This window comes from Victivallis sp. Marseille-Q1083, from assembly GCF_903645315.1.
In the GTDB taxonomy this organism is placed as follows: Bacteria; Verrucomicrobiota; Lentisphaeria; order Victivallales; family Victivallaceae; genus UMGS1518.
The window spans coordinates 875,278-901,100 of sequence record NZ_CAHJXL010000002.1 but is presented as its reverse complement, the minus strand read 5'-3'; the positions used below and the strand labels follow the sequence as shown (position 1 = coordinate 901,100).

The window sequence follows — 25,823 nt, the reverse complement described above, 5'->3', positions numbered from 1 at the left end:
TCCTTCTCTTCCATAGGAAAAATTTAACCCGTAAACCTCCACAGTACAAATGCCGCCGATATTTTTTCCGGCCGAAACCGGAATGCCGATTGTATTTTCGACCGGAGCGATTAGGTTAAATCCAACCTTTTTCAGCCAAAGACAAGGAGTGAAACATCATGAAACTGAAGCAAGGGGAACGGCTGGTATTTGCCGGGGATTCGGTCACCGACGCCGGGCGCAATCATCCGGTGGCGGCAGGAACGCTTTTCGATCCACTCGGCAAAGGCTATCCCAATATCGTTTCCGGCTGGATCAACGCCGTTTATCCGGCTCTGGGCATCAACGTCATCAACGCCGGCACCGGCGGCAATACGTCGCGGGACCTGCGGCAACGCTGGGACAATGAAATTCTCTCCGTCCGTCCGGACTGGCTTTCGATCATGATCGGCATCAATGACATCTGGCGGCAATTCGACAGTCCGGCCCAACCGGAACTGCACATCCATCCAACTGAATATGAAGCGAATCTCGATGCCATGCTGGCGGCAGCGAAGTCCAAAGTGCAAGGCGGCATCATCGTCATGGCGCCGTTTTATCTGGAATTGAACCGTGCCGACGCCATGCTGGCATTGACGCTGCAGTACGCCGCCATCGCCCGGGCGATGGCCCAGAAGCATGAAACGCTCTTTATCGATACCCAGGCTCATTTCGATCGGCTGCTTGCGTCGCGCCACCCGAATTTCATCGCCTGGGACCGCGTTCATCCGAACAATGTCGGTCACACGCTGCTGGCCCGCGCTTTCCTGGAAGCGATCGATTTCGATTTCAAGGCTTGATCGCCGCCAGAAAACACTCGGCAACGGCAGCGATATTTGCCGGTGCCGAGTGTTTTGCCCGTCAATCGGACAACTTGATCACCTGGCCGTCATAGGCCGGTGTGATGTTTCCATAGGGCTTGAGGTATTCCTCCATCTGGTGATGGAGCAAACCGCCGATGTGAGCGAAGTGGGTCGGCAACACCAGCGTTCGATCATCGGCGGCACCGATCGCTTTGAGTTTTTCGACATGTTCGACGACATCCGGCAAACCGAGATGACTGCTGTTGTCGAAATGATCTTTGCCCCAGGTGGCGTCGATGGCCACGACATCCAGACGCTTTCCGGCCAGCATCCGCCAGAGCGATTCCGGAAATTCGCCGGTATCGGTGGCGATCAACAGCCGATAAACGGAAGATTCGAACAAATACAGCAGCGACTGCTCCGGATCGGTCTTGTGATTGGCTTCCAGAGCGGTTACCTTCAAGTCGAGTTCCGGCAATTCGACGACGGTTCCGACGCCCAATTGAATAAACTCCAATCCAAACTTGGTCCAATCGCCGTGAATTTCAGCCGAAATCGCTTCGCGTACGGTCTGGCTGCCGTAAACTTTCAGCGGTATGCCGTCCGGACATTGTGAAACGCCGTGACACCAGAATTCCAGCGGCAGCAGATGGTCGGTGTGGCTGTGGGAGATAAAAACATGACGCAGTTTTTCCAGCGGCAAATGAAATTTCCGGCCTTGCATCAAGGTATCCGGTCCCAAATCGATAAAAATATGTTCTCCCAGCAGGTAACTGGTCCGGGCGCGGATATTTTTTCCCTGCAGCCGGCGGGCGGCATTGCAAAGTTCGCAACAGCAGAACATACCGGGAATCCCTTCACTGGCCCCGGTGCCGACCATCGTCAATTGCCGCGGCATCGAATGCTTGTCGTTCATAAAAATCAACTCCTCATGATTGCTCCAGGCCACTGCCTCAGATTGCCTGTGCGGCACGTCCCCAGCAGCGTTCGACAAAATCCGGCACACTGCCTTTAAGCGCGTCGACTTCCGCCGCCGCTTTGGTATCGCCGGCCAGCGCCCGGATCAGCAGAGCGCCTTCCAGCGCACAGAGCTGGTCGTGCAGCGGATAGAATTCCCGCAGCAGGTAAGAGACAAATTTCACCAGCCGGAAATCGCCGTGAATGCCGAACCGTTCGCCGTTCGGCGCATCGACCGCGACCGCCCGAAATTCCCGGACTGCAGTCGCCAGATCCGGCAACTCAACCGAAGGAGCCAGCATCACCGTATAGTACCAGCCGAACAAATTACCGTCGGGGCCGTGCGAATCGCTCAATCCGACCACCGGGAAACGGTTTCCGGCCGCCAATTCATGCTCATACCGAGCAACCTGCATCATATTCGACTCGTATTCGAACGGATTATAGCCGCCGATCAGTTCCAGCGCATCGAACTTGCGGTATTTGAATGTTTCGGTAGTCAATTCTTCGGAAATGTAATAACCGCCGGCATATTCCCAATAGGGATGGCAGAAAACCGCCAATCCGCCGCCGGAACGAATCTGGTCGAAAACCCAATGGCTGGAAGCCAGCGGCTGGCGAATCGCCTCCGGCACTTCCGATAAAGCCTCGGCATACGCCTTGACTTCCCGCCGATAGCGGTCCGGCTCTTCCCGGAAAATATCGTTGACACTGAAAGAACTGCCGAAATTGATAATATGGGTGCAATTGTCCGGCGGATGCACCTCTTCGCCCGGATAACAGCGGAAATCCAGATCGAACTTGCCCATCTCGGCAATCGCTTCCAGCGACGGCTGGTAACGATGATGATCGGTCAATGCCATGAAATCAAAGCCGATCTGACGGCAACGGGCGGCCGTGTACCCCGGCGTTCCCTGGCCGTCGGAACGCATGCTGTGGAGATGGAAATCTCCCTTGAAAGGACGCAGAACAAAATAGTCTTCAAACAGGGAATACACGCGAAACCGGAAAAATTCACGCGTACTGCCATCTTCATTCAGATAGCTGACCAGAATCATATGCTCCCCTTCCCCCCGGAAATTGAGTTCCAGAGACAACGCGCCATCGACGATCCGGTAAGGCTGATCGGCGAAATCCAGCCGCTGGGCCGGACCGCCGTCCCGACGGTTGTACTGTACCCGGAGTTGCCTGGAGTCGGCCGGAAAAGCGACATGGCCATAGAGCGGCTTGATGGTGATTCGGCTCGGCCGGTCGGCCGGAACGACCCGCGGCGTCAGATCGAAAAAGGCGTGTTCGGCTTTCAGCATGATTTTTCCCTTTCATTTTATGATTTATTTTGTCAATTTTCATTGACTATTGGACTATAATACAGTAATTTTAAACATTGACAAATAGGATAAAGCACTATTTTGGTGTGGATTTTTTTCGACAATCGTTAAAACGGACTTGCTTTGAAAGTACAGGATTTTTTACGGAATTACGGTTTCACCGCCAATAAGGCGGAGCTTTATTGCGCGTTGCTGAAGCGCCGCAGCGGCAGCGCCAGCGAACTGGCGCAGGCCGCCGGCATCCAGCGGACGACCGCCTATGACATTCTGCGGGAATTGTGCGACGAAAACCTGGCGGTGATGAGCTTCGCCGGCAGCAAGCGGATTTATCATGCCAATCCGCCGGAAGAAATGCAGAACCGGCTGATGCATCAACTCAACCAGTTGGAACTGCTGCTGCCGAGTTTACAGGCATTATTTTTTCATCAGGAACAACTTCCGCGCATCCGTTATTACGAGGGCCCGGAGGGGATCATCCAGGTTTACGAAGAAACGCTGAAAGTGGAATCGAAGGAATATTTCTATTTCGGCGGTATGATCGATTTCGCCCAAAGCGTCGGCCGCGAGTACATGTCCAATTTTATCCGACGCCGGATCAGAAAGAAAATCTGGTCCAACGGCATTCGAATCCGGGAAAGCGAGATTCCCGATCCGGAGACTTTGCCGGGCGAAGAAAATTACCGGCGGGTCCGCTATATTTCCTGCCCCGGCGTCACACCGATGGCGCATCTGACCCTTTTCGACCGCAAAATTGCCATCACTTCGACCGCCCGGGAGAATTATGCGATGGTAATTGAAAGCGAAGAGTTGTTCAGCATGCTGAAAATATTCTGGGATTATATCTGGAGCACCGCCTCCGAACCTTGAAAGGCATTCTGTCGTGATGAAATTCAAATCGATCGTCGGCGCAGCACTGCTGCTGCCGTTGTTGATCCTGGTCGCTGCCGGCTGCTGCAGCCGACCGGCGACGGCTGTCCTGACCGTCGTCAATGCCGGTTCGGCCGACCTGCGGCAACTGCAGTTGCGCAGCCTCGACGGCGGACGGCTGACCACCATTGAAGCCCTGCCGCCGGACCAACCGCAAACTGTCCCGTTTCGGCCGGTGCCGGATGGCAGTACCACGTTATCCTGGTTTGACGGCCAACAGCGGCAAATGGCCGATCTCGGCTTTTTGCCGCCGGAGCCGCAGCATTATATTCTATTGATCAGCCCGGCGGAACAGGCGGCATTCCTGTTTTCCGTTGCCGGAGAACCGCTCTGGCGGCGGCGTTGCCGTTTCGAACGGGAACTGGTGCGCTAACGCGTTCCGACACTCAACCGAAGGATTCATGGATGAACACTTACGCAGTTTTACCCGAAGTCAGACGTATTGGTTTTCATGGTTTGACCGGCGACAACCGCTTTCCGGAGGATTTTCCTTTTCCGGCGGCGCTCTCCTCCGTCGTCGAGTATTTTCACGATCCCGCCTTTCCTGTCATCCCGCACGTCAACAACGGCGAGACGATCCTGGAGCGCTGCGGCAATATCGAATTTCTGGCCGCTTCCGGCATGGCGTTCGGTCTGCTCTGGAGTCCGGAATTCGATGGAAGCTGTCTGGATTTCACGCTGGTCAACCGCCATGATCAAACCATCCGGGCGGCCTTTGAATGGGCCGGCTATGCCTGCGAAATCCTTCCCCATGATACAGCGCCGGACAACACGCCGGAAGCGCGCCAAAAAATTCTTGCCGCCATCGACGCCGGAATTCCGGTGCTCGGCTTCGGCTGCATGGGCTTTCCGGAGTGTTCTTTGATCTGCGGCTACGACCGGAGTGGTGAGGTGTTGATCGGCTGGAGTTATTTCCAGCTTGACGTCAGTTGGGCGCAGGAAGAAAACGGTATGTTCCGGGACGGCGATTGGGAAAAAAGTTGGCTGAAAATCGTCATTCCAGGCGAAAAGACGGAACGCCGCGACAGTTTTCCCGCTGTCGTTGAGCGGGCGCTGACCGTCATGCTGCAGCCGGCCAGCGGTCCATTCGCGGCCGGAATCGCCGCCTATGATCCCTGGATCGCCTTCCTCGAAAATCCAGCGGTGAAGCACTGGCCGGACCCGCAATTGAAAGAACGCCACGAATTGCATCACGGTCTGATCGGCTCGCTGGCGGAAGCCCGCTGGTGGGCGCAGCGTTTTCTGCTCAAACAGAGTAAACACCCGGAAATCCTGGCGGCGGCCGAATGTTTCAAAACCATCCATGAGCTCTGCTGGCAATTGTGGGAAGTATTGGGCGCTCAGGCAGGGCCGGACTTATACAAAGAGTTGCGGGACCGGAACAAACGCCGGCAACTGGCCGCTTTGTTGACCAGAGTCAAAGCCGCCGACGTCGAGGCGGCCAACCATTTGCAGAACGCTCTTCAAGCGCGCTGACCACTCCTGCCCGACCTAAAAGCCTTTGAAACAGGCTGTTTCAAAGGCTTTCAAACTTTTCAACTTCACGAAACGGCGCAATTTATTCGAATTGCAGATAACCGAAGTAAGTCGGTACATGGAAAGCGATTTCCGGCACCCACGCCCAGGCGGCCCAATGCGGATTTCCCGGCGTATAACCGCAATTATACAAATTGCCGCGCCAGGTCGCCCCGGCCAGGGACCCGGCGGAAATGTCTTCGCCGTAATATTCGGACAGCAAGTCGTACGGAATGAAAAATCCCAGCGTCCAACTGACCGGATAATCCAGCGGTTCTTCAATTTTATTGGGCAGATTGGTCGTGATATTCAGCGAAGCCAGTTCATCGTCCGTCAGCCAACGCGACTCCAGCTCGTTGGAAGAACGATAGGTGCACAAGACGTTCCCCCCGGCGTTTACCTCAAAATTCCAGTAAAAACGGGAATTCGGCGGCTGAAGGAACAGTTCGACACAACTGTCTGCCCAGGTCGCCCCCTGGTTGTCGGCAACGGCGCGCACATATTTGTCGTGCACCAGAAAAATGACATAGATACCTTCCTGACCGTAGAGCATCCGGAATTTCGTTTCCGGCATGTAAAGCGACTGCAGGTTTTTATCGAACCGGAAATTGCTGATCACGCCGGTCTCCGCATTGTTCCAGCCGGCGGCGTTGAAATTGCTCAAATCCGGCAAGACATCCGGATCGGCCACCCGGATCGTATAACGATACTCTTCCGGCACCCGCTCCGGATGGGTCCCTTCGACCAATTTGCCGTAATCGACCGCCGACCGGCAACCGGCCAGTCCCAGCACCGCCAACGTTCCCGCCAACCAAACTGTAATCGCTCTTTTCATCTTCACCTTTCTTTCCTTCATTGATTTTTACAATCGATCGCCACCTGCAGACAAAAACTCTGCAACGCCAGCGTTTCATTGACATTGAACAATAAATTGTACAACAGCTTTTCCGTTTCCCCCGCCACCGCCGCCAGCCGCTTTTCCGGCAGAGGCGACGGCAGCGGCAACAGCGGTTCGAAAATTTCCGGATTGGCCAATACCTCGATCGGCACCCCAGCGGCCAATTGAGAAAGCTGTGCATAAAAAGTCCGGATCGCCTCCAGGAATTCAGCCCGCCGGGTCAAATACCTTCCGGCCACCGCGGATTCGAACTGTTTCTCCAAGCGTTTGGCCAACGCCGCATCGAACTCTTTCGCCTGGGCGATCCGCGGCTGCCACAAACCAGCCAGCTCCGCCTCGGCCGCCGACTCCAACTTGCCGGCAACCGCCGCCAGGCGGTCGGCGCAACCGGCCGCGCCCGCCAGATTGTTCTCCATCCGGAAAACCAGTTCATGCAACGCCTGAAACAACTCCGCCGCGCCGTCGAACTCAAAACGGCAGCGATTCTCCAACAGCATGATCGTCTGACAGCGCGACCGGGTGGTCGGCAGCAATGCTGAAGGATTGCCGGTCGCCAGGAGGAACAACGCCCCGGGCGGCGGCTCTTCCAGCGTTTTCAACAGGGCATTCTGCGCTTCCTGCCCCAACCGGTCGGCATCGTGGATGATGCCGATTTTGGTACTGACCGCCGCCGTGCTGGTCATGTAAAACTGTTCTTCAAAATAACGGACACTGTTCGGCTCCGGATTTTTGGGATCGCCGACTTGAATCTGCCTCATTTTGCCGACCGGCGACAATTGATACAGTTCCGGATAACTGCCGTTCTGCAACCGACGGCAAACCGAACAACTGCCGCAGGGACGCCCCTGCCGCTGTTCCGGGCAGGCGGCAATCATCCCCAGCACGATGGCGAACTCCTCCCGAATCAACGCGGAATCGCTGTGAACCAGGTAACCGTGCGCCATCCGGCCATGCCGCCTGGCGCGGCACAAACATTCGACCGGCAGCGGAAAAGCCGCCAGATATTTCTCAAACAATTGCATGCACCAGTTCCTCGATTTCCTGCCGGACCGACTCAACGGGCCGCGCGCCGTCGACTCGCCTGATCCGCCCGGGCTCCGCCGCCGCCAAGGCGAGAAATCCATCCCGCACCCGGCGGTGGAACGCCTGTCCGGCATTTTCGATCCGATCCCGGCCGGCTTCCGCCGCGGCCCGATGCCCGGTCCGCTCCAGACTCACTTCCGGCGCAATATCCAGCAGCAGCGTCAAATCAGGCCGCAATCCGCCGGTGGCAAAGTCATTCAAACATCTCAACCATTGCAAATCCAACCCCCGGCCGTAGCCCTGGTAAGCCAGCGTGGAATCGGTGAAACGATCGCAAAGCACCACCCGCCCCGCCGCCAGCGCCGGTTCGATACGAAACCGCACATGCTGCGAACGGCTGGCCGAAAATAACAACAATTCCGTCGTGTCGAACACCGGCTCCTCCCCCTGGTGGAACTTCAGGATGCGGCGCATCTCTTCCGCCAGCGGAGTCCCGCCCGGCTCCCGGGTAACCAGACAATCGATGTTCCGTTTCATCAAGCTTTGCTGCAACAGTTGAATTTGCAACGTTTTTCCCGCGCCCTCCGGTCCTTCGAAGGTAATAAACGATCCTCGCGACATATCTCCCGATTCATCTCCCGATTTTTTTGAGGTTTTTTTACCGGATGCACAATAGCTTCATTTGCCAAGTTGTGCAAATCGTTGTACATTTCAAATCAGCAAAATTATTGATACTTTCAGGAGAAACCAAGGAAACTTTGATAAATGGGATCGACAGAACTCAACCGCAACAGTTATTTGTCCAGGAATGTCGGCGACTTTCAACCGACCATCAGAATCGGTGACCGGGAATACGTCAAAGTCGACGATCTGCGCTACGGCACCAATCCGCACCAGCCGGCCGCCTATTACAAACCGGCCGGCGGCGATTGCGTCATCGGCGACATGAAGGTGCTCAAGGACGGCAAAAGCGGCCTGTCGCAAACCAATCTCGAGGATATTTCCTACGCGCTCAACATCGTCAAATTTTTCGGCCGCCCGGCTTGCGCCGTGATGAAACACGTCAATCCCAGCGGCGCAGCGGTGGCCTGCGACGAGGAAAGTTTGTGCAATGTATATTTGAAAGCCCGGGACGCCGATGCGCGGGCGGCGTTCGGCAGCGTCATCGCCTTCAACACCGAGGTCGACGCCGATACCGCCCGGGCCATCATGAGCACATTTGTCGAGTGTGTGGTGGCGCCGGCCTATGCCGACGGGGTGCTGGATATCTTCCGCGACCAGGAAACTTACAAACTGAACCGCCATGTCCGCATTCTGCAATGCGGCGACTTGACCAGGCTGCCGAAGTTCGTCGGCGAAGCCGCTTCGGTCAACAATACGTTGAAAGTATTGGCCGACGGTTCGCTGGTCGTCGCCGCGCCGTTGCTCACCGCGCTGCGCAGCGTCGCCGATCTCAAACCGGCCGCCGCCGACAGCAGCAAACTCGGACACCAGGAGGCGGTCTGCCGGGCGACGTCCCGGCAACTGCAGGATCTATTGTTTGCCTGGTACGTCAATTTGAGCGTCCGATCCAACGGAGTCGTTATCGCCAAGAACGGTCAGACGCTGTCGGTCGGCACCGGCGAACAGGACCGGGTCGGCGCCATTGAACAGGCGATTGCCAAATACCGGCAGAAATACCAGGGCGAGAACACGCTCGCCGGCGCCGTGATGGCCAGCGACGGTTTCTTCCCGTTCGCCGATGGAGTCGAAACGGCGGCGGCATCCGGAATTACCGCCATTCTGGCGCCGTCCGGCTCGTTGAAAGATGCCGACGTCATCAAGCGGGCCAACGAGCTGGGCGTGGCGCTTTACCACGCGCCGGAACGGATTTTTTCCCACCACTAAGTCATAATTTTAAGGATAATAAGATGATCAACGACAACAAAAAAAGCAAGAATTCCCGCAAGAAGATCAATGCCGCGTTGTCCAGTGAGTTGATGGACGATTTCGATCGTTTTGAAACGCTGGTGATGGCGCATTGGAAGATCATTCTCGCCGGCGCAATCGTCCTGCTGGTCGCCGTCACCGTCGCCGGCGCCTGGTGGTTCCACCGCGAACAGGTCAACCAGAAGGCGATGAACGTTCTGGCCGATGCCAGGACCGTCGAGCAACTGACGGCAGCGCTGCAGGAATACGGGACCCATCCGAATGCGGTCAACGCCCGCCTGCGGCTGGCCCGGCTGTACCAGGAAGATAAGAAATACGATCTGGCCCTGGAAGAAATTTCCGCCGCGCTGGTCCTGCTGCCGGAAAATGAACTCCGGCACCGCTTGAGCCTCAACCAGGGCTATCTGCTGGAGCTCGGCGGCAAACTGCCGGAAGCGGCCGAAGCGTTTGCACTGGCCGGCGGCAACACCGGCATGCAGGAGGCGCTGCGTTGCGAAGGGAACTATAACGCAGCCCGGCTCTATATCGAATTGAAGGATCTGGCGAAAGCGGAAAACATGCTGCAATCGATCGTTCCGCCTCCGGATACGACACCGCAAATGACCGACCCGGCGTTGATGTTCTGGCAGGGGCAGGCACAGTTCCTCTACAACCTGCTGGAAAACGGCCATTACGGCACGCTGGCCGCCGCCGCGACCGATTGACTTTTATGAAGCCGTCCCGCAAACAACTCGCGCTGATTCGGGCGCTTTATACCAGACACGGCCGGAAAAAATCCGGCCGTTGCATTTGCGAGGGGATTCGCTGCTGCAGCGAAATCTACCAATCCCGCCCCGAGCTGGTGGAGTTTTCGGTGGCGACGGCCGCGGCGGCCGCCAGAATCACCATTCCCGGCGAGCTTTTTCTGGTCAGTGAAACCGACTTTGCGGCATTGGCCGCGACGGTCAACGCCCAGGGCGTGCTTGCCGTCGTCCGTCCCCCTGCCCCGCCGCTCCCGACCGACCGGCCGGCCGATCCCTTCATTCTGGCGTTGGACCAGGTTGGCGATCCCGGCAATTTCGGCACCATCGTCCGCACGGCCAAAGCCGCCGGGCTGACGGAAATATGGTATACCGCCGGTGCGGTCGACCCTTACAACGACAAGGTGATCCGTTCCGCCCTCGCCGCGCAATTTTTACTGAAATTGCGACAATTTTCCGACCTGCCGGCTTTGTGCGCCCAGGCGGCGCAGTTTGGGTTCCCGACCGTCTATCTGACCGATCCGCATCGGGGCGAAAATTGCTTTCAGCAGAGCGCTCTCTATTGCCGCAGCGTCGTAGTCATCGGCAGCGAAGGCAATGGTGTGACACCGTTGCCCGGCGGGATTCCGGTCACCATACCCATGCCGGGAAAATTCGAATCACTCAATGCGGCGCAGGCGGCGACAATCTTCATCTTCGAATACGTCAGGCGTCAATTTCAATGAGCGCATATGACGGCCTCGGGCGCGTCAGAACCACAACCATTCCAGATAATGCATCGTGCCGTCCGCCGGGCCGCCGATTCCGGATGCGGTGAACGAAAACACCAACCGGCGCGACGGCCGTTTGCTTTCCTGCGGCGGACGGATCACCACCGTATAACTGCCGCTCTCCTGTCGTGACAGGCTGTTCAAACTGTTCAGCAGCAGAGTATCCAACTGATCCGAAAGCTGAATTCGCTCCCGCCGCCACAGTTCCAGCGCCTCCATGACTTTGCCGGCTTCCTCTTCGGTCAGATTGCAATAATTCATCAACAACAGTGGCGAAGCACTGAAAAGGCTGGGCGTGCCGCTCAAGTCGGAAGTATTTTCCGGCGGAATCAACCGGTAAAGCGTCAAGCGGCCATCGCTGTCCGGCGGCAACAGCTCCACCGCATCCGGCAGATAGAACAGTTCCTCCCGGAACTGAATCGCCGCATTGCGCGGCAGCGGCTCCCTGCCGAGTTCTTCATACTCGCCGTATTCCATGCCGTCGACCGCCAGGTCGTCATCCGAATCGATATAATCGCCAATCCGGTTGCCGAACTGCGTCAAGCGGTCCGTCCACTCGGTGTCCCGTTCAAAACCGACTTTCATCCATTCCAGACTGTTCAGATAATTCTGGGCACTGAAATCATAACCGCTCGCCGCATCGTAGATGACGAACTCCACCGGCGTACCATAATAATCCAGTTGATGAATCACGCCGTCGGCCAGATAACGATCCTCGGCATAGTCACTGTAATCCATATCGCCCAGAATCGCCGTCGCATACAGAGTGCGGTCCGCTTCGATCAGCCACTGAATCCGGCTGGCACAGCCTTCGTTGATATAAAAAGAACGCTGCAAAGCGGTGTGAGCAGCCAGGCTGACCGTATTGTACTGGGACATCGCCGCTACAGCGGTAATCAGCATCCCGGCAGTAAAGATCAGACAAAGCACTGCAATCAAGGCGGAACCGGATTGCCGGCAGTCGGAATTCATCAGTTCAACGCCTCCTTTCAATTGCCGGCTCCGGTAATCGTCTGCGCCGTCTGGCGATAGCCGAAAACGCTGTGCGTGCTGCTGCCGGCGGTGCGACGGAGCCAACACTCTTTCCGACCATCCTGCCACTCGACGGTCAGTTGAATGGCCATCGGGATCGCTTCATGATCCTCCTCCTCCCATGCATCAAGCCACTCGATCTCATCGCCGGATCCCTGTTCGGCGTAAAGAAACGCGACTGATTTCACCTGCCCGGTCAGCACTTCGCGACTGTATTTCTGCTCGCCGTCCTCCAGCCACGGCAGGCGCGGATAAGGCGAATATTCCGCCACCAGGGCGTCATCCTCCAACTTCAGGCGGACAAACAGCAAAGCCCCGTCATCGCCGTCATAACAACGCCGCAGCGTCGTAAAGTGCAGCGAGTCATTTTCTCCGGCAAAGACGAAACGATTCTCCAGGCTGTCATCCTGCCAGCGAAACGGAATCATATTGCGAACATTCAGATCCATCACCTGGTCGATCGCCTGATAATCCATCAACTGACGGGTGATGCGCTCCGAACGATTCCAACCGTTGTAAATCGTCGAAGAAGCGGTACCGATGATCAGGGCTACGAGCAGCAGAATCGCCATCGCCACCACCATCTCCACCAGCGTAAAGGCGCGCCTACTGGGTTGTCGCTGTCGCCGACTCATAACTGATCCTGTCGATGATTAATTTATCGATCAACGCGCCGTCTTTCCGGCGCACCAGCTCGATGATGCAACTGCGCAGCGGCAACTGGCCGAGTTGATTGTCGTAATCCTCCGGCAGATTTTCCGCCTCCTCGTAATAGCAGTTGATCTTATAGTCCTTGTACGGGAAAAAATCGGTGGAAATATCGTCCGGGTCTTCACTCTGAAGCAGGTAATATTCCGCCGCCTGCATCAGCATATGCATTTGGCGCCATTGATCGATGCTTTTGGCCAGACGCTCCTGGGAGGAGATCAGCACCTGCAGCAGCCCGGTCAGCGAAACGGTCAGAATCGCCAACGCAATCACTACTTCCAGCAAGGTAAAGCGCCAATGAGTTTTCATGGCATTTCCTCCGGCGCCTCTTCGCTCTGGCGCAACCGGCCGGTCAGCGGCGAAATGATAAAGTAACGTGCCCGTTCACGATATTTGAACACCAGCCGGCGTTTGCCCGAAGCGCTGCCGTCCGCAAAAAAACGGAACAGCGGCATTTCCGCTTCCAACGCCGGTTCAACCGCAACTTGTTCGGCATTAAAAGTAAATTCTTCCGGCAAAGCCCAACGCTGCAACGTCTTCTCATCGGCATCACCGCCGGGCTCCGTTTCATCGGCATATTTTCCCCGGAAACAGCGTTTGTCCGGCTCATAGACCACCAGACGGTCACGACCGGTTTCCATCGCCTGAAAACGGACGCGGGCACAGAATTCCTCGAACTGCCAGCCGGCCCGACTCAACAACTGGGTCGACGAACCGCCGCGGAACGTGGCAACCGCCAGCGAGGTGCTCACCGCGATGATCGCGACGACCACCACCATTTCCACCAGCGTAAAAAATTTGCGGTTCGCCCCCATCGATTTTCATTCCCAGTTGGTGATATCGGCATTTTCGCCGGTACCGCCCGGCTGGCCGTCAGCGCCGTAACTATACAAATCGTAATCGCGGTGTTCTCCGGGATAAATATAAATGTATTCGTTGCCCCACGGATCTTTCGGCACATTCGGCTGCAAATACGGCCCTTCCCATTTTTCCTTCTGGTCGACATTTTCGATCAGCGCCTGCAACCCGGCCGAAGTATCCGGATACTCGCCGACGTCAAGCCGGTAATTGGTCAACGCATCGGCCAGCAGTTTGAGCTGGGTTTTGGCGGCACCGACATTGGCTTTTTTCAAATTATTCAAATACAGCGGCGTGGCGATGGAAGCCAGCGTTACCAGGATGATGATGACCACCACCACCTCGATCAAAGTAAAATTCCGTCCTGTCAACCTGCGTTTTTTCATAATTGTGATCCTCCCTGATTTATTGAATTGATTTCCATCATCGCGACAAAAATCGATACGACGACGACCAAGACCATCAACGCCAGAAAGACGATGACCGCCGGCTCGAACAAACTGAGCAAATGCTTGATTTTCAAGCGGGTGTCATTCTCCAGATGGCTGGCGATCCGCCCCAGCATTTCCCCGACGGTTCCGGACTCCTCGCCCACCCGAAGCATCGGCACCATTTCCGCCGGCACGAATCGGTTGCCGCTCAAAGCGGCGGACAATTTTTCTCCGCCTTTCAATTTCCTGCCGATGTCTTCGAAACCGGTCCGGATGACCGGATTGCGGATAATCCGCCCGGAAATTTTCACCGTCCGGATGATTTCGACGTGATTGGCGATCAAAATTGCTAGCGTCCGGATATATTTGCACATTTCCAGATCGATGATGATCCGGCAAAGCAGCGGCACCCGCAACAGCAACTGATGAATCTGAAACCGCAAAGCCTCCTCGCCGAGAGCTCGTTTCAAACCCAGCCAAATCAAAATCAGCGCCAGCGGAATCAACCACCAGGCCCAGAAGGCAAACGCACTGACGCCGAGCAGAAATTCCATGCTGCCGGGCATCGGCCGGTTCATATCGATAAAAATCTTGGCAAAACGAGGTACGAAAATTGTAAACAGCAGAATTGTCACCGTGATCGTCACCGCCAGGATCGCCGCCGGATAAATCGAGCTGGAGACGATGAAGTCCTTCAACTCCTTGGTCTCGCCCATGAACTTATAAAGCTGGTTGACCACCTCCGGCAAACAGCCGGTTTCTTCGCCGCTCTCGATCAGGTTGGCGTAATACCCCGGAAACAGAGAACCATGCGAACGAACCAGTTCGGAAAATTTTTTCCCCTCGTGCAACCCCTGCCGCAACGAGGTGACGAAAGCTTTCTGTTCCGGAACCGTGGCGCTCTCGGCAATGATTCCCAGTGCTTTTTCCAAAGGGATGAACGACTCCAGCAACGGAGCCAACTGGCGGGTGAATTCGTAAGTATTCACCTTGCTCCGCCGCCAGGAAAAACCGCCGTTGCCGTTCATGCTCGCTTCGCCGCAGAACTTGATCGGCACAATCCGGCGGCTGCGCAATTTTCCCAGCGCTTCCGAACTGTTGTCCGCTTCGACCAGGATCTCATGCGGCGCCTCGCCTTTGCTGGCGGCCAGATATTTGTACAAGCCCATAACGACAATTCCTTACAACTCGGCGGTGGAACGATTGACTTCCGTCGCGGTAGTGATGCCGGCTGCCACTTTGGCCATACCGTCCTGCTGCAGCGTTCGCATGCCATTTTGAATCGCGATCGCCTCCAGTTCCGAACTGGAACGGTTGCCGTTGACCGCTTCGCGCAGCGCATCGTTCATGACCAGCAATTCATAGATGCCGCTGCGCCCTTTGTAACCGGTGCCGTTGCACCGCTTGCAGCGGTTGCCGGTATAGGCGGCATCGAAGCCGCTGCCGTGGCAGACCGGGCAAAGTTTGCGGACCAACCGTTGCGACAAAACGCCGAACAACGCCGACGACACCAGAAAATTTTCCATCCCCATATCCAGCAGCCGGGTCACCGCCCCGACCGCGTCATTGGTATGCAACGTGCTCAACACCAGGTGGCCGGTCAAAGCCGCATTGATGGCAATATCCGCCGTTTCCCGGTCGCGGATTTCACCGACCAGGATGATATCCGGGTCCTGGCGGACGATATGGCGCAAGCCGGCGGCGAAGCTGACGCCGATTTTCGGGTTGACCTGCATCTGGCAAAGCCCCGGCATCCGGTATTCCACCGGGTCTTCGATGGTGATGATCTTTTTGCGCTGATCGTTCAATTGGCTGATCACGCTGTACAACGTCGTGGTTTTCCCCGAACCGGTCGGTCCGACCACCAGAATCATCCCGTGCGGAATTTGGATGAGCCGGTGAAATTGTTCCAGCAACTCCGACGACATGCCGAGCGTCTTCAAGTCGAACGAAAGCGCTTCCTGATTCAACAAACGCAGGACGATGCTCTCCCCGGTCAGAATCGGAATCGTACTGATCCGCAGATCCAACTCCTCGCGGCCGAGCTGTATGTTGGTCCGGCCGTCCTGCGGCAGACGGCTCTCGGCAATGTTGAGCCCGCCGAGCAATTTGATGCGGGAGGCGATCGCCGGAAACTGGTTCAAGGGACAACTGAGAATCTCTGTCAATACGCCATCCACCCGGCAGCGGACCGTTACCATCTCTTCACCGGGTTCGATATGGATGTCGCTGGCCTCCAACTCGATGGCCCGGGTGAAAATATCGTTCACCAACCGGACGATCCGCGCTTCCCCGGCCATCGTACGCAAAGTAGTTTCATCCTCGACATCGCCGGCGGTTTCCGCTTCATTCTGCTCCTGGCTCTGCAGTTTACTCAGCATCCGCTCCAGGAAAGTGCGCCGCACCAGCCGAAACGCACACCGCCGGTTCCAGGTATGCTTCACCAGATAGCTCAATTGCTCCAGATCATACGGATCGGCAATCAGAAAAGTGAGCGTCTCGTCATCCCATTCATAAGGCAGACAGCAGTTGGCGTTGCAGTATTCCAGCGGCATGCCCGGATAAATTGCCGGCTGGGCCAACTCCTCTTCCTCCGGCAAATCCAGTTCATAAGCGGCGGCATAGAACTCCAGCAACTGCCGTTCCGTCAAGCTGCCGCTGTCCAGCAACTGCCGGTCGGCCGCCCGGGCCGCCGGGTGGTCCGGCGCCTCGGGATAGTCGGGAAACTCGGCCCGCAGCAACGTCTGCAACGCCCGGTTCGCTTCTCTGTAATCCGAAACACTCATTGCACGGGATCCTTGATCGTGGCGGCTTCCAGGCGGTCGCCCATCGTATTTTCAAACTCGTTCAACGCTTTGATCGCGTCATTGTAGCGCTTGATCATATCTTCGACCGGGCTCTTTTCATCGACGACATATCCGGTGATCATCACCAGAATTTCCGTCCGCTCCGTCGAACTGCTGGTGTTGCCGAACAACCGGTTCAGGATCGGAATATCACCGATGATCGGAATCGTTTCCAAATCATCGCTCTTCTGTTCCTGGATCAAACCGCCGAGAATCATTGTCCGTCCGTTGGCGATCGTCATCGAGGTTTGCAAAGTCCGCTCCTGAATGATCGGCGAATCAATCGATTTGCTGATGGTGTTGGTCATCGCGGTCGACAACGTCTGCACGACTTCAAGAGCAATCAGATCCGTACTGGTGATTTCCGGCGTGATGGTCAGGATGATACCGGTATCCTGATAATTGTAATTCTGGATCAGCGAGCCTTCCGACGAGGTATTGGTGATTGCCGACGAGATGACCGGCACCTGGCTGCCAACCGAAATCTGCGCTTCGGTGTGGCTGGAAACCACCAGTTGCGGACTGGAAATCACTTTCAAGGCATTGTTGCCGGCCAACGCTTTAATATAACCGAACTTCTTTTCAGGATCGTCCGGGTCATTGATCAGAAAACGAAAACCATCATCCGGAGTGTCGCCATACGGGTTAAGGCTGGAGTAATTGGTTCCCAGCAAAGTGCCGGCGTTGCCCCCATCGTCGGCGTAAGAAAATTCCAGGCCGAATTCGGTCGATTTGTTCAGCGTCACCTCCACCACCAGCACCTGAAGCAACACCTGAGCCGGTACGACATCCAGCCGGTCGAGCAACGCTTTGACCGAAGCGTATGCCCGCGGCGTCGTCCGGACCACCAACCGGTTGAGCACCCCGTCGGCAAACACTTTGACCGGCGTATCGAATACGTTGGAGTTACGGTCGGTTTTGAGGTTGGTATCGGTATCGGAAGAACTGCCGGATCGACTGTTGTAATTGGAATTCACCTGCGAAGTCCGGTCGTCGCCGCTGGTATCGACCGTCAGCGTCGACCCCTGGGTATCGAAGATCACCGACAAGGCCTCGGTCAACTGTGTCGCCTTGTTGTGCGCCACCTTATAAACGAAAATACGTTCCTGATCGATGGAATCGGAACTGTCGAGAATCTCGACCCAATCCCGGATTTCCCGAATCGCTTCCTCGGTCGCCGCCGAGGCAACGACAATCTGCAGCCGGTCGATGCCGGCCAGCAAAATCGCGCCGCTGGTATCGTCAACATTGCCGTTCGTCGTATCGGTGGTGCGAACGACGCTGAAGCCCAATACCGGCAATACACTCTGCAACTCTTCGGTCAGCTTGCTCGGCAACACATTGCGACATTTGATGATGGCGCGCGGCCAGTTGCCGCGGCGGCTCTGGTCGATGATTTCCAGCAATTGTTTGATCTTCGGCATATTATTGCGGTCGTCGCTCAGCAAGATGGCATTCGGCTGTGTCAGTTCAACGACGACACTGTCCCGGCCGAGGAAGGGTTTCAATTGATTCAGAACATCCTTGGCGGTCGTATTTTTCAACGCATAATAATAAACTTCGCCATTGCCGTTGTGCGCCATTCTGGCATCCGGCTGCATCGCCAGCTTGGACAGCGGCATCACCCGCAGCAAACCATCGACATCGACCATAACCCCGGCGCCGGACAGATAGAGCATCTTGTCGAACGTATCCCACAACTCCCGCCGGGTCATCGTCGAATTGAGGTTCAACGTCACGACATTTTTTAAATCACTGTCGGCCAGAAAATTGAAGCCAAGCACATCGGCGAAGGCCGGCAGCACGTCCAACAGCGGCGCGCTGTTAAAGACCAGTGACACCGGCAGTTCTTCATCGGCATTCGTCAGGATAAAATCTTCATAAAACCGCTCGCTGTCATCGCCTCGCGCCGGTGTATTTTCGGTTTTCGCCGCACCGGTCAGCAATTTGAACCGTTCATCACTCAGCTCGTCACCTTCATCCAACTTCGCCTTGACCAACTCCTGCTCCATCGTCTCCCGCTCGGCAGGCGCCGAGATATTCTCCTCATGACGCAGGAAATCAAAACGATTTTCACCGGTCGGCACAGTCGATTCCGGCTCCTGATTGAACCAGCTGCAGGAACACAGCAACATCCCGGCCGTACCGATTCCGATCATTTTGCCGCCGTGGTTTAACCAATGTCTCTTACGATTGCTTTGCTTTTTCATGACATATCTTTTCCGAATGAATTAAATCGTTTTCTTCCCGTTATCGTCTGCCGCCGCCAGGAGGGCCGCCGGGGACGCCGGCATTCCCCTGATTGCCGCCGCGATTGCCGGTCTGGTTGCCGCCGCCTTGATTGCGCATCGAACGTTCCATCATCTGCATCATGCGAAATTGCGACATCATCTGAAACCGCTGCATCCGCTCCAACTGCTGCACCGGATTGGCGTTGCTGCTGGCGCCGGAAGACGCCGTCGCCGGCTGAACTCCTTTTGACGCTTCCACCAATTCCAGTTCCAATTTCTCACTGCCGCGGGTCAGGACCACCCGGTCGCGCTCCACTTCCGACAACGTATAGCCGTTATCCATCGTTTCGCCAAGCCGGACATACTGTTTGTAGACCTGCGCGGTCGTTTCACTTTCCCCGCCCGGCTGGCCGTTATTCTGGGCAGTTCCGAAGCGGGAGCGAAAGTTGCCGCGATTGCGGCTCCGGCTGCCGTTGTTGCCGCGGGAAGGATTTCCGGCCGCCGCCCCGCCCATCATTCCCGGACCGCCGGGCGGCATTCCTCCCGGGGGCATCCCCGGCATCCCGCCGCCAGGCATTCCACCCGGCATCCCGCCTCCCGGCGGACCACCCATCAATCCCATACCGCCGAACGGGAAGCCCTCGCGGCTGCGTTCGGCATTTTTCTGCAGGATCACGGCACCGACGCAGGAAGCGATTTGAAAGGTGCCGACCAGCGTCATTTCGACCCGGCTGTCGCGGCCGCGGGCAAAGGTCGCGTTCGGACAACGCGCCGGATCGAAAATATTGTTGCCGACAATATTATCGGCATCCACCCGCCAGGCATCCGGATTGCCGCTTGTTCCCCTGGCGCTTGCGGCGCTCTTCCGGCCGGGGTCCGGTTTGACCAGCTGATATTCGACCGCCGGCGCCGCCGGCCGGACATTGGACGCGACGCTCCACAACAGATAACAGACCAGAAAAAGATTCAATATAATCAAACCGACTTTCATTGCTTCGCTCCGGTTGTTTCATTTCGTTTGCTCTCCGGCAACTTGCCGTCGAAACCGATCACCCGAAGCGAACCGTTGAAATTCATCGTCGCAGTGTCGCCCGGCCCGGCCAGCCGCAAGTCCAGCCGCCGCCAGGCCAGCCGCGGCTCCGTCTGTTCCAATGCCTTCAGGAATCCGACGATTTTTTCCAGCGAATCCACCACGGCAATATCCAATTCGGCATAATACAGTTCGGCGTTGATCCGGGAAGTCCGCACCGTTCCGAGACTGTTCAATTTCAAATCCTGCTGTTGCGCCGCAGTGCCGACCAGTTGGCGCATCACGGTCTCCACCGCCCCGTCCCGGTCCGTCTGCCAGTAGGTTTCCAACTGCTGCAGATAGCGTCTTTTCAGCGCCTCCGCTTCCCGCATTCTGGTCTGCTGCACGGTAAACGCCTCCTGCGCCTTCTGCCGCCCCTCCCTGGCGGTCGTCAACCCGGCCGAGCCGGGAAACAATTTGGCCAAGTCGCCGCTGAAATACCACAGCAGAAACAGCCAACTGACCAGCAGGGCACCTCCGGCCAGCGCCAGCTTGCCGCGATCAGTGGCGGCAAACATTTTCATATTCCCTTTTCTCATGGTTTGACCGCCTCCACCGGTGCCAGGCTCAGCGTCACCGCAATGACCGAATCGTTGATGCGCCGCTGCTGCAATTGTTCGATGCGCCAGAAGGTCAACGGACGCAGGATCGCCGCCAAATCGGGATTTTCCGCTTCCGTCTGCAATTGCAGCTCAAGACTTTTTTCACTCCAGCGCAAACCGGAGACCATCATATCCGACGGCAGCACCGTACTCAACGCCGCCAGTTTATCCACCACTTCCAGTTCGCCGGCTTTCAAATCGACCACTCTGGTCAACTCTTTCAGTTCCTTATCCATACCGCGCAGCCGGCTTTGCAGAACGTCAGTTTTCTGGACCAGGCCGGCCGTTTCGGATGTCAACTGGCGATACTCGCTCCGCCATTTCGCATAATTCTGCCATTTGCCCCAGAGGAAATTGCCGAACAACAAAATCACCAACAGCGCCGTCAAGCGCAACTGCGCCCGATAACGGCGCGGCCGCAACGATTTCGGCAAGCTCCGGATTCCGGCCTGCTGACTTTTGAACCGTTCCCCCAAAACCAGCTCGGCCAGAAACAGGCAACTGCGGTAACACTGCAGCTCAAAAACACCATCGTCCGGCAGTATGAAATGTTTTCGGTTCCGGTAGTCAACCATCTTCTGCTCGCTTTTGCGGTGCCAGGTTCCCCGCTGAAAATAATAATCCGGTTCGACTTCCGGCAGAAAAACCGCTTCCGCTTCCGACTCTTCGTCCAATGCCAGCAGCGGGTAGATGAATTCGTCCGCCCGGCAGTGACTCTGGGTCAATACTGCGGCGAGCTGATGCAAAGCGGCCGCTGGAAACGCATAGACATTCACCCGGCAATTGCCGTCCGCCGCCGACTGCACGGTGAACTGCAGCCGACAATCCTCCGGTACCTGCAGCAGGTATTGCGGCAGTTCAAATTCCAGGGCATCTTTCAATGATTTCAGCGGCAGCTCCAGCGTCGTACATTGAAAGAAAGTACCGCCTTCCAGGGCGCCTCCGACAATCAACATGCACTCCGCCCCGCCGCCCAGCGTTTTCAGCAATGACTTCCAGGCGGTGGCCGGATTGTTCGAATCAATCGCAACACAGCCGTAACGATCCACTTTCCACTGACTGCCGCGGCGGCGAAAATGACATCCCTTGAGCGTCGTCGCGTCAAAAATCAGGATATTGTATTCACGGTTGGTTGTAAATCTCATAATTCTTTATCTTCCGATCGAAAAACATTCGGGATTCTCTGCCGCGCCCGGTTTCGGGCGCGGCAGAGCAATGATGTGTTCACTGATTGTCTTCTTCGTACTGCTTGATCAACTCCTGCAATTGCTTGCGGGCCGCCGCCGCATCGGTTTTGCGCAATGCGTCGATCTCGGCCATCTTGTCCGGATACTGTTCCAGCAGCTTCCGGCGCAACTGCGCCGCTTGATTATTGCGGGGCGTCGTCCCTTCCCGGCTGGAATTGCCGGCACTGCCGCGATTGCGGCCAAACGACAAATCGATTCCTTCCTTGGACGCCAATTCCGTCATTTTTTCCATCGCCGCCCGCGGATTGCTCCGGCGCAATTCCTCGATTTCGGCAAATTCCTCCGGATATTGCTCCCGCAGCGCCATGATCTGCTGCATCCGGTCCTGCGGGGAAACCGGCAATTTCACGCCGGCCTTTTCCGCCAGGTCCTGTAATTTGCGGTTCGCTTCCTGGCGCAATTCCTCAATTTCGGCAAATTCCTCCGGATATTGCTCCTTCAATTCATTTTCAACCTGTTGTTGCGGACTGCCGCCCATGCCCATCCCGCCGGGACCGAACCCCATACCGGGGCCCCCTCTCATGCCGGCGCCGCCGGGACCGCCGCGCCGTTGACCGCGTTCTCCCCGGCCGCCGAATTCCATGTTGCCTCCCGGCGGCATCATGCCGGGACCGAAGTTCATACCGTCGCCGCCGGGACCGCCGCGCCGTTGACCGCGCTCTCCCCGGCCGGGCGGCATCATTCTCGGCAGTTCCATACCGGAACTTTCCGCCAGAGACCGCATCGCCTCCAACGCGGCAAATAAGTTGGTATTCTGCAACTTCTCAATTTCAGCGAACTTTTCCGGATATTTTTCCTTCAAAGCAGCCTGCAGCGCCGCCCATTCTCCGGTAACATCTCCCGCCTCATTCCGCCGGGAGCGAACCGTCTCGCCGGTATTGCCGTCAGCTTCCTCGGCCGCCGACAACGTCGTTCCGGCCGCCAAAGCGGCCATCATCAGAAAAGCGAAAGTCCATCGTTTTGTCATAGGTCTCCTCCTTGTTTAACCCGATGAGGCACTTCCTGTCAACATCATCATTTGGGGAACACATCTGTGCATAGAAACGCCGACAATCATTTTTTTATTGTTGCAATGATGCGGCAGACCGTAACTAATTTGGAATTTTTTACCGGTTCTCCCATGCCGAACGGCGCTGGAAATCCGGCTTTTACCGGCAAAGGCTTCACTGCCTCCGAGCATGGACCGCCATTGTTCCGGATTCTTTCGGGAAATACTTGCAAGTCTGACAATCCAATTGTAAATTATCAATTTCATTACCAAATACGCGGGGGAAACCACTAAGATGAAAATAATTGCCGGCTTGCTGCCGATGTTGATGAATATGGTGATCGGTGTCGTCCTGCTGATCACGCCGTTGCGCCTGGCCACCGCCGGAGCGGGCGCGGTGGCCGTAGCGGCCACTCTGGTTACCTGGTCGCTGGTTTATGCGTTGACAATCGGCGCGCTGGGCAGGATTCTCAACGAGCAGAACGCCGCCCGGCTGGTGATGGGTTCGGGAATCCTGGTTGCATTGACCGCCGTCGGTTTGATCTATTTCGACGGACTGTATCTGCAATTTTTCTGGATTGTCCTGACCGGAGTCGGCAGCGGCTTTTTTGCCGGACCGGTTCAAGTTTTCATGAAACGGCTGGAAAACAATGCCGCGTCCGGGGTCGCCAGAGCGACGGCAATGTACACTTTCTCCTGGAGTTGCGGCTTTGCCAGCGGTCCGTTTGCCGTCATGCTGCTCTGGGGACTCTGGGCGCCGCAGGACGGCTGGAAATATTGCTACTGGCTCACCGCGCTGGTCGGCATTCTCATTTCTCTGATCACCTTCATTCTGGATCATCGTTCCGGCAAGCTGGCGGCACAGCCGGCGGCGGGTTCGGCCGAAGAATCATCGGTCGATTATTCCGGTCAGCCCGATCTGGTCTGGCTGGGCTGGATCGTGCTGCTCGGCGGCGTCATTTCCTCGACAATCCTGCGGGCCAATTTCCCCTATAAGGCGGCGGTCATGCAGTGGGACACCGCCAGGACCAGTTGGGTCATGGCATTGGTCTTTTACACCCAGGGCTTCACCGCGCTGGCGTTATGGAAGAGCCGTTACTGGATGTACCGACAGAAACCGATTTTAGGCGCTTCGCTGCTGGGGCTGGCCGGCCTGCTGTTGTTTGCCGGCGGCGAGCGGCTGCTGCCGCTCTGCGTCGCCGCTGTTTGTTACGGCATCTATTCGGGAACATTCTATTATTATCTGGTATTTCATTCCCTGGTTCATCCCTCGAAAAGCGCCGGCTATGTGGTTGTCAACGAAGTGCTGGTCGGCGCCGTCGGCGTTCTGGCCCCGCTGCTCGGCGGCCTTCTGGCCTCCGGCGGCAGCCGGGACTGGCCGTTTTATTTGGCCGCCGCCGTGGTATTGGCGGCAAGCGGCATTCTGTACGGCCTGATGAAACAGTATCTGAAAGCGGGAAAATTTGCCAATGCGCGTTTGAAGTAGTTTGACATTCGGCGATCGAAAGCGTATTTTGGGGTAGAGGAGAGAATTACCAGCAAAGAGGCAAATATGAAGAGGCGATTTTTTTACTGCATGTTACTGTTGTGGAGCGGCATGGCATCGGCCGCCGATAACCGTTCGGATACGACCGAACGGGCCAATCGCATTTCCCCGACGGTACTGGCCGTCGCCGAGGTGATGCCCTCAGTGGTCAACTTGAGTACCGAAAAAATTCTCGACGACAGCGATCCGGACCAATGGTACGAGTTCGCACCGGAAACGGTGATGATGGGACGCCAGCGGAGTTATTCCCTGGGCAGCGGCAGCGTCATCGACGCCTCCGGGCTGATCCTGACCAATGCGCACGTCGTCGACCGGGCCGTCCGCATCCGGGTCACTTTCAACGATGTGGAGCGTTATCTGGCGGAAGTGGTCGCGATCGACAAGTTGAACGATCTGGCGCTGCTGCGGCTGGTCGGCGACGGCGGCAATCACTGGAAGCCGATCGAAATGGGCCAGCCGGGCGATCTGCTGCTGGGCGAAAACGTCATCATCGTCGGCAATCCCTACGGATTGGGCAGCAGCATCGCCTGCGGAGTGCTGAGCGCCATCGGCCGCAAATTGACTTATCGCAATAAAATCGTCTTCAGCGATGTCCTGCAGACCGACGCGACCATCCACCCCGGCAACTCCGGCGGCCCGCTGATCAACATCAACGGAGAAATGATCGGCATCAACACTTCGATTTTGAAAGGAACGCAGGGCATCAGTTTCGCCATCCCGCTGCAACGGGTTCAGAACGTGCTGGGCAAATGGCTGATTCCGGAGCGGTTTCGCGATGTTTCGCTGGGAATCGTTCCCGGTGTCCGGCGGCTGCCGGACGGCTCGTTGAGTTTCTACCTGCAGGAAGTCCTGCCGGATTCCCCGGCCGCCCGGGCCGGCTTGAAGACCGACATGATCCTCAAGAGCGTCAACGGCCAGCCGGTCGATAACTTGATCAACCTGTCACGCATGTTGTGGAAAGTGCAGCCGGATACGGTGATCTCGCTGGAAACCGACACCGGCAAATATCAGCTCAGGGCGGTCGAACTGGAAGCGGGCGACTGGCAGAAAGCGGCGGAACTCAAGCTGGGCATCGGACTGCAGATCCTGAACGCCGATCTGGCCCAGGCGCTGAATTATCCGTTTCGCGGCGGTTTGCTGATCAGCAATCTTTCACCCGGCGTCGGAACGAATGCGGAACGCGGCGATCTGCTGCTGCAACTGGGTGATATCTCCATCAATACGCCGGAAGACCTGATTCGGGTATTGCGCAATTATCGTTACGGCCAGGAAGTTCCGGCGGGGCTGCTGCAAGTGTCGCAACAGGACGGCCGTTATTTTCTCAGTAAGAAAAATACCGTATTCAAGGTGAATTGAA

Annotated in this window: 26 protein-coding genes; 9 read left to right on the top strand and 17 right to left on the bottom strand. The window is 56.7% G+C overall.

The features are described from left to right. Window positions 1-158 precede the first annotated feature (158 nt). On the top strand, window positions 159-818 hold the full coding sequence (locus tag HWX74_RS19735) for an SGNH/GDSL hydrolase family protein (RefSeq protein WP_176015264.1): 660 nt from the start codon (window positions 159-161) through the stop codon (window positions 816-818). A 61-nt stretch (window positions 819-879) separates the two neighbouring features. Here the strand turns inward: HWX74_RS19735 and HWX74_RS19730 are convergent, their stop codons facing one another. Together HWX74_RS19730 and HWX74_RS19725 are read right to left on the bottom strand one after the other, a co-directional pair. Beyond that, window positions 880-1,737, bottom strand: coding sequence for an MBL fold metallo-hydrolase (locus HWX74_RS19730; RefSeq protein WP_176015263.1), 858 nt, complete (start codon window positions 1,735-1,737; stop codon window positions 880-882). 37 nt (window positions 1,738-1,774) lie between these two features. Further along, a complete protein-coding gene (locus HWX74_RS19725) occupies window positions 1,775-3,085 on the bottom strand; it encodes a PHP domain-containing protein (protein ID WP_176015262.1) in 1,311 nt (436 codons plus the stop codon). 144 nt (window positions 3,086-3,229) lie between these two features. Between HWX74_RS19725 and HWX74_RS19720 the strand changes: the two genes are divergently transcribed. From HWX74_RS19720 to HWX74_RS19710, 3 genes are read left to right on the top strand one after another with little or no spacing between them, the layout of a single operon-like run. Beyond that, window positions 3,230-3,973, top strand: a complete 744-nt coding sequence (locus tag HWX74_RS19720) for a TrmB family transcriptional regulator (RefSeq protein ID WP_176015261.1) — start codon at window positions 3,230-3,232, stop codon at window positions 3,971-3,973. Window positions 3,974-3,986: 13 nt separating this feature from the next. After that, window positions 3,987-4,406 carry a hypothetical protein gene (locus tag HWX74_RS19715; protein WP_176015260.1) on the top strand — a complete coding sequence of 140 codons (420 nt, stop codon included), beginning with the start codon at window positions 3,987-3,989 and terminating at the stop codon, window positions 4,404-4,406. Between the two features lie 32 nt (window positions 4,407-4,438). Further along, complete coding sequence (locus HWX74_RS19710) at window positions 4,439-5,509, top strand: hypothetical protein (protein WP_176015259.1); 1,071 nt, start codon at window positions 4,439-4,441, stop codon at window positions 5,507-5,509. A gap of 82 nt (window positions 5,510-5,591) precedes the next feature. On the opposite strand, the gene HWX74_RS19705 is transcribed toward HWX74_RS19710, so the two are convergent. The 3 genes from HWX74_RS19705 to tmk are packed head-to-tail and all read right to left on the bottom strand — an operon-like array spanning window position 5,592 to window position 8,090. Continuing rightward, window positions 5,592-6,383: a carbohydrate-binding family 9-like protein gene (locus HWX74_RS19705; protein WP_176015258.1), complete on the bottom strand. Its 792-nt coding sequence runs from the start codon at window positions 6,381-6,383 to the stop codon at window positions 5,592-5,594. A gap of 17 nt (window positions 6,384-6,400) precedes the next feature. Beyond that, complete coding sequence (locus HWX74_RS19700) at window positions 6,401-7,468, bottom strand: DNA polymerase III subunit delta' (RefSeq protein WP_176015257.1); 1,068 nt, start codon at window positions 7,466-7,468, stop codon at window positions 6,401-6,403. Continuing rightward, entirely contained in the window at window positions 7,455-8,090 is a 636-nt protein-coding gene (gene tmk / locus HWX74_RS19695) for a dTMP kinase (RefSeq protein WP_176015256.1), read from the bottom strand. The genes HWX74_RS19700 and tmk overlap by 14 nt, the downstream gene beginning before the upstream one ends. Before the next feature lie 144 nt (window positions 8,091-8,234). Here tmk and HWX74_RS19690 point away from each other — a divergent pair, with 144 nt between their 5' ends. Genes HWX74_RS19690 through HWX74_RS19680 form a run of 3 tightly spaced genes read left to right on the top strand, consistent with a single transcriptional unit; the run spans window position 8,235 to window position 10,863 of the window. Further along, on the top strand, window positions 8,235-9,356 hold the full coding sequence (locus tag HWX74_RS19690; RefSeq protein ID WP_176015255.1) for an IMP cyclohydrolase: 1,122 nt from the start codon (window positions 8,235-8,237) through the stop codon (window positions 9,354-9,356). Between the two features lie 23 nt (window positions 9,357-9,379). Next, the gene (locus HWX74_RS19685; protein WP_176015254.1) at window positions 9,380-10,102 is read left to right on the top strand and encodes a hypothetical protein; all 723 of its coding nucleotides are present in this window, start codon (window positions 9,380-9,382) and stop codon (window positions 10,100-10,102) included. Window positions 10,103-10,107: 5 nt separating this feature from the next. Then, window positions 10,108-10,863 carry an RNA methyltransferase gene (locus tag HWX74_RS19680; protein ID WP_176015253.1) on the top strand — a complete coding sequence of 252 codons (756 nt, stop codon included), beginning with the start codon at window positions 10,108-10,110 and terminating at the stop codon, window positions 10,861-10,863. Between the two features lie 24 nt (window positions 10,864-10,887). Here HWX74_RS19680 and HWX74_RS19675 read toward each other — a convergent pair whose 3' ends face one another. The 12 genes from HWX74_RS19675 to HWX74_RS19620 form a co-directional block, all read right to left on the bottom strand. Further along, window positions 10,888-11,880, bottom strand: a complete 993-nt coding sequence (locus HWX74_RS19675; protein WP_176015252.1) for a hypothetical protein — start codon at window positions 11,878-11,880, stop codon at window positions 10,888-10,890. A 17-nt stretch (window positions 11,881-11,897) separates the two neighbouring features. After that, entirely contained in the window at window positions 11,898-12,575 is a 678-nt protein-coding gene (locus HWX74_RS19670) for a type II secretion system protein J (protein WP_176015251.1), read from the bottom strand. Next, window positions 12,547-12,957, bottom strand: a complete 411-nt coding sequence (locus HWX74_RS19665; RefSeq protein ID WP_176015250.1) for a type II secretion system protein J — start codon at window positions 12,955-12,957, stop codon at window positions 12,547-12,549. Before HWX74_RS19665 ends, HWX74_RS19670 begins: the two co-directional genes overlap by 29 nt. Next, window positions 12,954-13,463 (bottom strand): hypothetical protein, encoded by a 510-nt coding sequence (locus tag HWX74_RS19660; RefSeq protein WP_176015249.1) that lies wholly within the window; start codon window positions 13,461-13,463, stop codon window positions 12,954-12,956. The genes HWX74_RS19665 and HWX74_RS19660 overlap by 4 nt, the downstream gene beginning before the upstream one ends. Before the next feature lie 6 nt (window positions 13,464-13,469). Beyond that, window positions 13,470-13,892 carry a type II secretion system major pseudopilin GspG gene (gspG, locus tag HWX74_RS19655; protein WP_176015248.1) on the bottom strand — a complete coding sequence of 141 codons (423 nt, stop codon included), beginning with the start codon at window positions 13,890-13,892 and terminating at the stop codon, window positions 13,470-13,472. Beyond that, the gene (locus HWX74_RS19650; protein ID WP_176015247.1) at window positions 13,889-15,106 is read right to left on the bottom strand and encodes a type II secretion system F family protein; all 1,218 of its coding nucleotides are present in this window, start codon (window positions 15,104-15,106) and stop codon (window positions 13,889-13,891) included. Before HWX74_RS19650 ends, gspG begins: the two co-directional genes overlap by 4 nt. Window positions 15,107-15,118: 12 nt before the next feature. Further along, on the bottom strand, window positions 15,119-16,723 hold the full coding sequence (locus HWX74_RS19645) for a GspE/PulE family protein (protein WP_176015246.1): 1,605 nt from the start codon (window positions 16,721-16,723) through the stop codon (window positions 15,119-15,121). Continuing rightward, window positions 16,720-18,942 carry a secretin N-terminal domain-containing protein gene (locus tag HWX74_RS19640; protein WP_176015245.1) on the bottom strand — a complete coding sequence of 741 codons (2,223 nt, stop codon included), beginning with the start codon at window positions 18,940-18,942 and terminating at the stop codon, window positions 16,720-16,722. The genes HWX74_RS19645 and HWX74_RS19640 overlap by 4 nt, the downstream gene beginning before the upstream one ends. Window positions 18,943-19,033: 91 nt before the next feature. Continuing rightward, window positions 19,034-20,005, bottom strand: a complete 972-nt coding sequence (locus HWX74_RS19635) for a hypothetical protein (RefSeq protein ID WP_176015244.1) — start codon at window positions 20,003-20,005, stop codon at window positions 19,034-19,036. Next, on the bottom strand, window positions 20,002-20,622 hold the full coding sequence (locus HWX74_RS19630) for a hypothetical protein (protein ID WP_176015243.1): 621 nt from the start codon (window positions 20,620-20,622) through the stop codon (window positions 20,002-20,004). The genes HWX74_RS19635 and HWX74_RS19630 overlap by 4 nt, the downstream gene beginning before the upstream one ends. Further along, complete coding sequence (locus HWX74_RS19625) at window positions 20,619-21,830, bottom strand: hypothetical protein (protein ID WP_176015242.1); 1,212 nt, start codon at window positions 21,828-21,830, stop codon at window positions 20,619-20,621. Before HWX74_RS19625 ends, HWX74_RS19630 begins: the two co-directional genes overlap by 4 nt. 79 nt (window positions 21,831-21,909) lie before the next feature. Next, window positions 21,910-22,899, bottom strand: coding sequence for a hypothetical protein (locus HWX74_RS19620; RefSeq protein ID WP_176015241.1), 990 nt, complete (start codon window positions 22,897-22,899; stop codon window positions 21,910-21,912). A gap of 316 nt (window positions 22,900-23,215) precedes the next feature. On the opposite strand from HWX74_RS19620, the gene HWX74_RS19615 reads away from it, so the two are divergent. Both HWX74_RS19615 and HWX74_RS19610 read left to right on the top strand, forming a co-directional pair. Further along, window positions 23,216-24,406, top strand: a complete 1,191-nt coding sequence (locus tag HWX74_RS19615; RefSeq protein ID WP_176015240.1) for an MFS transporter — start codon at window positions 23,216-23,218, stop codon at window positions 24,404-24,406. 66 nt (window positions 24,407-24,472) lie between these two features. Next, entirely contained in the window at window positions 24,473-25,822 is a 1,350-nt protein-coding gene (locus tag HWX74_RS19610) for a trypsin-like peptidase domain-containing protein (RefSeq protein WP_176015239.1), read from the top strand. The last annotated feature ends 1 nt before the right edge of the window (window position 25,823 follow it).

Coding starts and splice junctions, on each gene's coding strand:
- HWX74_RS19735 (WP_176015264.1), top strand. CDS start 159: ATGAAACTGAAGCAAGGGGAACGGCTGGTATTTGCCGGGGATTCGGTC.
- HWX74_RS19730 (WP_176015263.1), bottom strand. CDS start 1,737: ATGAACGACAAGCATTCGATGCCGCGGCAATTGACGATGGTCGGCACC.
- HWX74_RS19725 (WP_176015262.1), bottom strand. CDS start 3,085: ATGCTGAAAGCCGAACACGCCTTTTTCGATCTGACGCCGCGGGTCGTT.
- HWX74_RS19710 (WP_176015259.1), top strand. CDS start 4,439: ATGAACACTTACGCAGTTTTACCCGAAGTCAGACGTATTGGTTTTCAT.
- HWX74_RS19705 (WP_176015258.1), bottom strand. CDS start 6,383: ATGAAAAGAGCGATTACAGTTTGGTTGGCGGGAACGTTGGCGGTGCTG.
- HWX74_RS19700 (WP_176015257.1), bottom strand. CDS start 7,468: ATGCAATTGTTTGAGAAATATCTGGCGGCTTTTCCGCTGCCGGTCGAA.
- tmk (WP_176015256.1), bottom strand. CDS start 8,090: ATGTCGCGAGGATCGTTTATTACCTTCGAAGGACCGGAGGGCGCGGGA.
- HWX74_RS19690 (WP_176015255.1), top strand. CDS start 8,235: ATGGGATCGACAGAACTCAACCGCAACAGTTATTTGTCCAGGAATGTC.
- HWX74_RS19685 (WP_176015254.1), top strand. CDS start 9,380: ATGATCAACGACAACAAAAAAAGCAAGAATTCCCGCAAGAAGATCAAT.
- HWX74_RS19680 (WP_176015253.1), top strand. CDS start 10,108: ATGAAGCCGTCCCGCAAACAACTCGCGCTGATTCGGGCGCTTTATACC.
- HWX74_RS19675 (WP_176015252.1), bottom strand. CDS start 11,880: ATGAATTCCGACTGCCGGCAATCCGGTTCCGCCTTGATTGCAGTGCTT.
- HWX74_RS19670 (WP_176015251.1), bottom strand. CDS start 12,575: ATGAGTCGGCGACAGCGACAACCCAGTAGGCGCGCCTTTACGCTGGTG.
- HWX74_RS19665 (WP_176015250.1), bottom strand. CDS start 12,957: ATGAAAACTCATTGGCGCTTTACCTTGCTGGAAGTAGTGATTGCGTTG.
- HWX74_RS19660 (WP_176015249.1), bottom strand. CDS start 13,463: ATGGGGGCGAACCGCAAATTTTTTACGCTGGTGGAAATGGTGGTGGTC.
- gspG (WP_176015248.1), bottom strand. CDS start 13,892: ATGAAAAAACGCAGGTTGACAGGACGGAATTTTACTTTGATCGAGGTG.
- HWX74_RS19650 (WP_176015247.1), bottom strand. CDS start 15,106: ATGGGCTTGTACAAATATCTGGCCGCCAGCAAAGGCGAGGCGCCGCAT.
- HWX74_RS19645 (WP_176015246.1), bottom strand. CDS start 16,723: ATGAGTGTTTCGGATTACAGAGAAGCGAACCGGGCGTTGCAGACGTTG.
- HWX74_RS19640 (WP_176015245.1), bottom strand. CDS start 18,942: ATGATCGGAATCGGTACGGCCGGGATGTTGCTGTGTTCCTGCAGCTGG.
- HWX74_RS19635 (WP_176015244.1), bottom strand. CDS start 20,005: ATGAAAGTCGGTTTGATTATATTGAATCTTTTTCTGGTCTGTTATCTG.
- HWX74_RS19630 (WP_176015243.1), bottom strand. CDS start 20,622: ATGAGAAAAGGGAATATGAAAATGTTTGCCGCCACTGATCGCGGCAAG.
- HWX74_RS19625 (WP_176015242.1), bottom strand. CDS start 21,830: ATGAGATTTACAACCAACCGTGAATACAATATCCTGATTTTTGACGCG.
- HWX74_RS19620 (WP_176015241.1), bottom strand. CDS start 22,899: ATGACAAAACGATGGACTTTCGCTTTTCTGATGATGGCCGCTTTGGCG.
- HWX74_RS19615 (WP_176015240.1), top strand. CDS start 23,216: ATGAAAATAATTGCCGGCTTGCTGCCGATGTTGATGAATATGGTGATC.
- HWX74_RS19610 (WP_176015239.1), top strand. CDS start 24,473: ATGAAGAGGCGATTTTTTTACTGCATGTTACTGTTGTGGAGCGGCATG.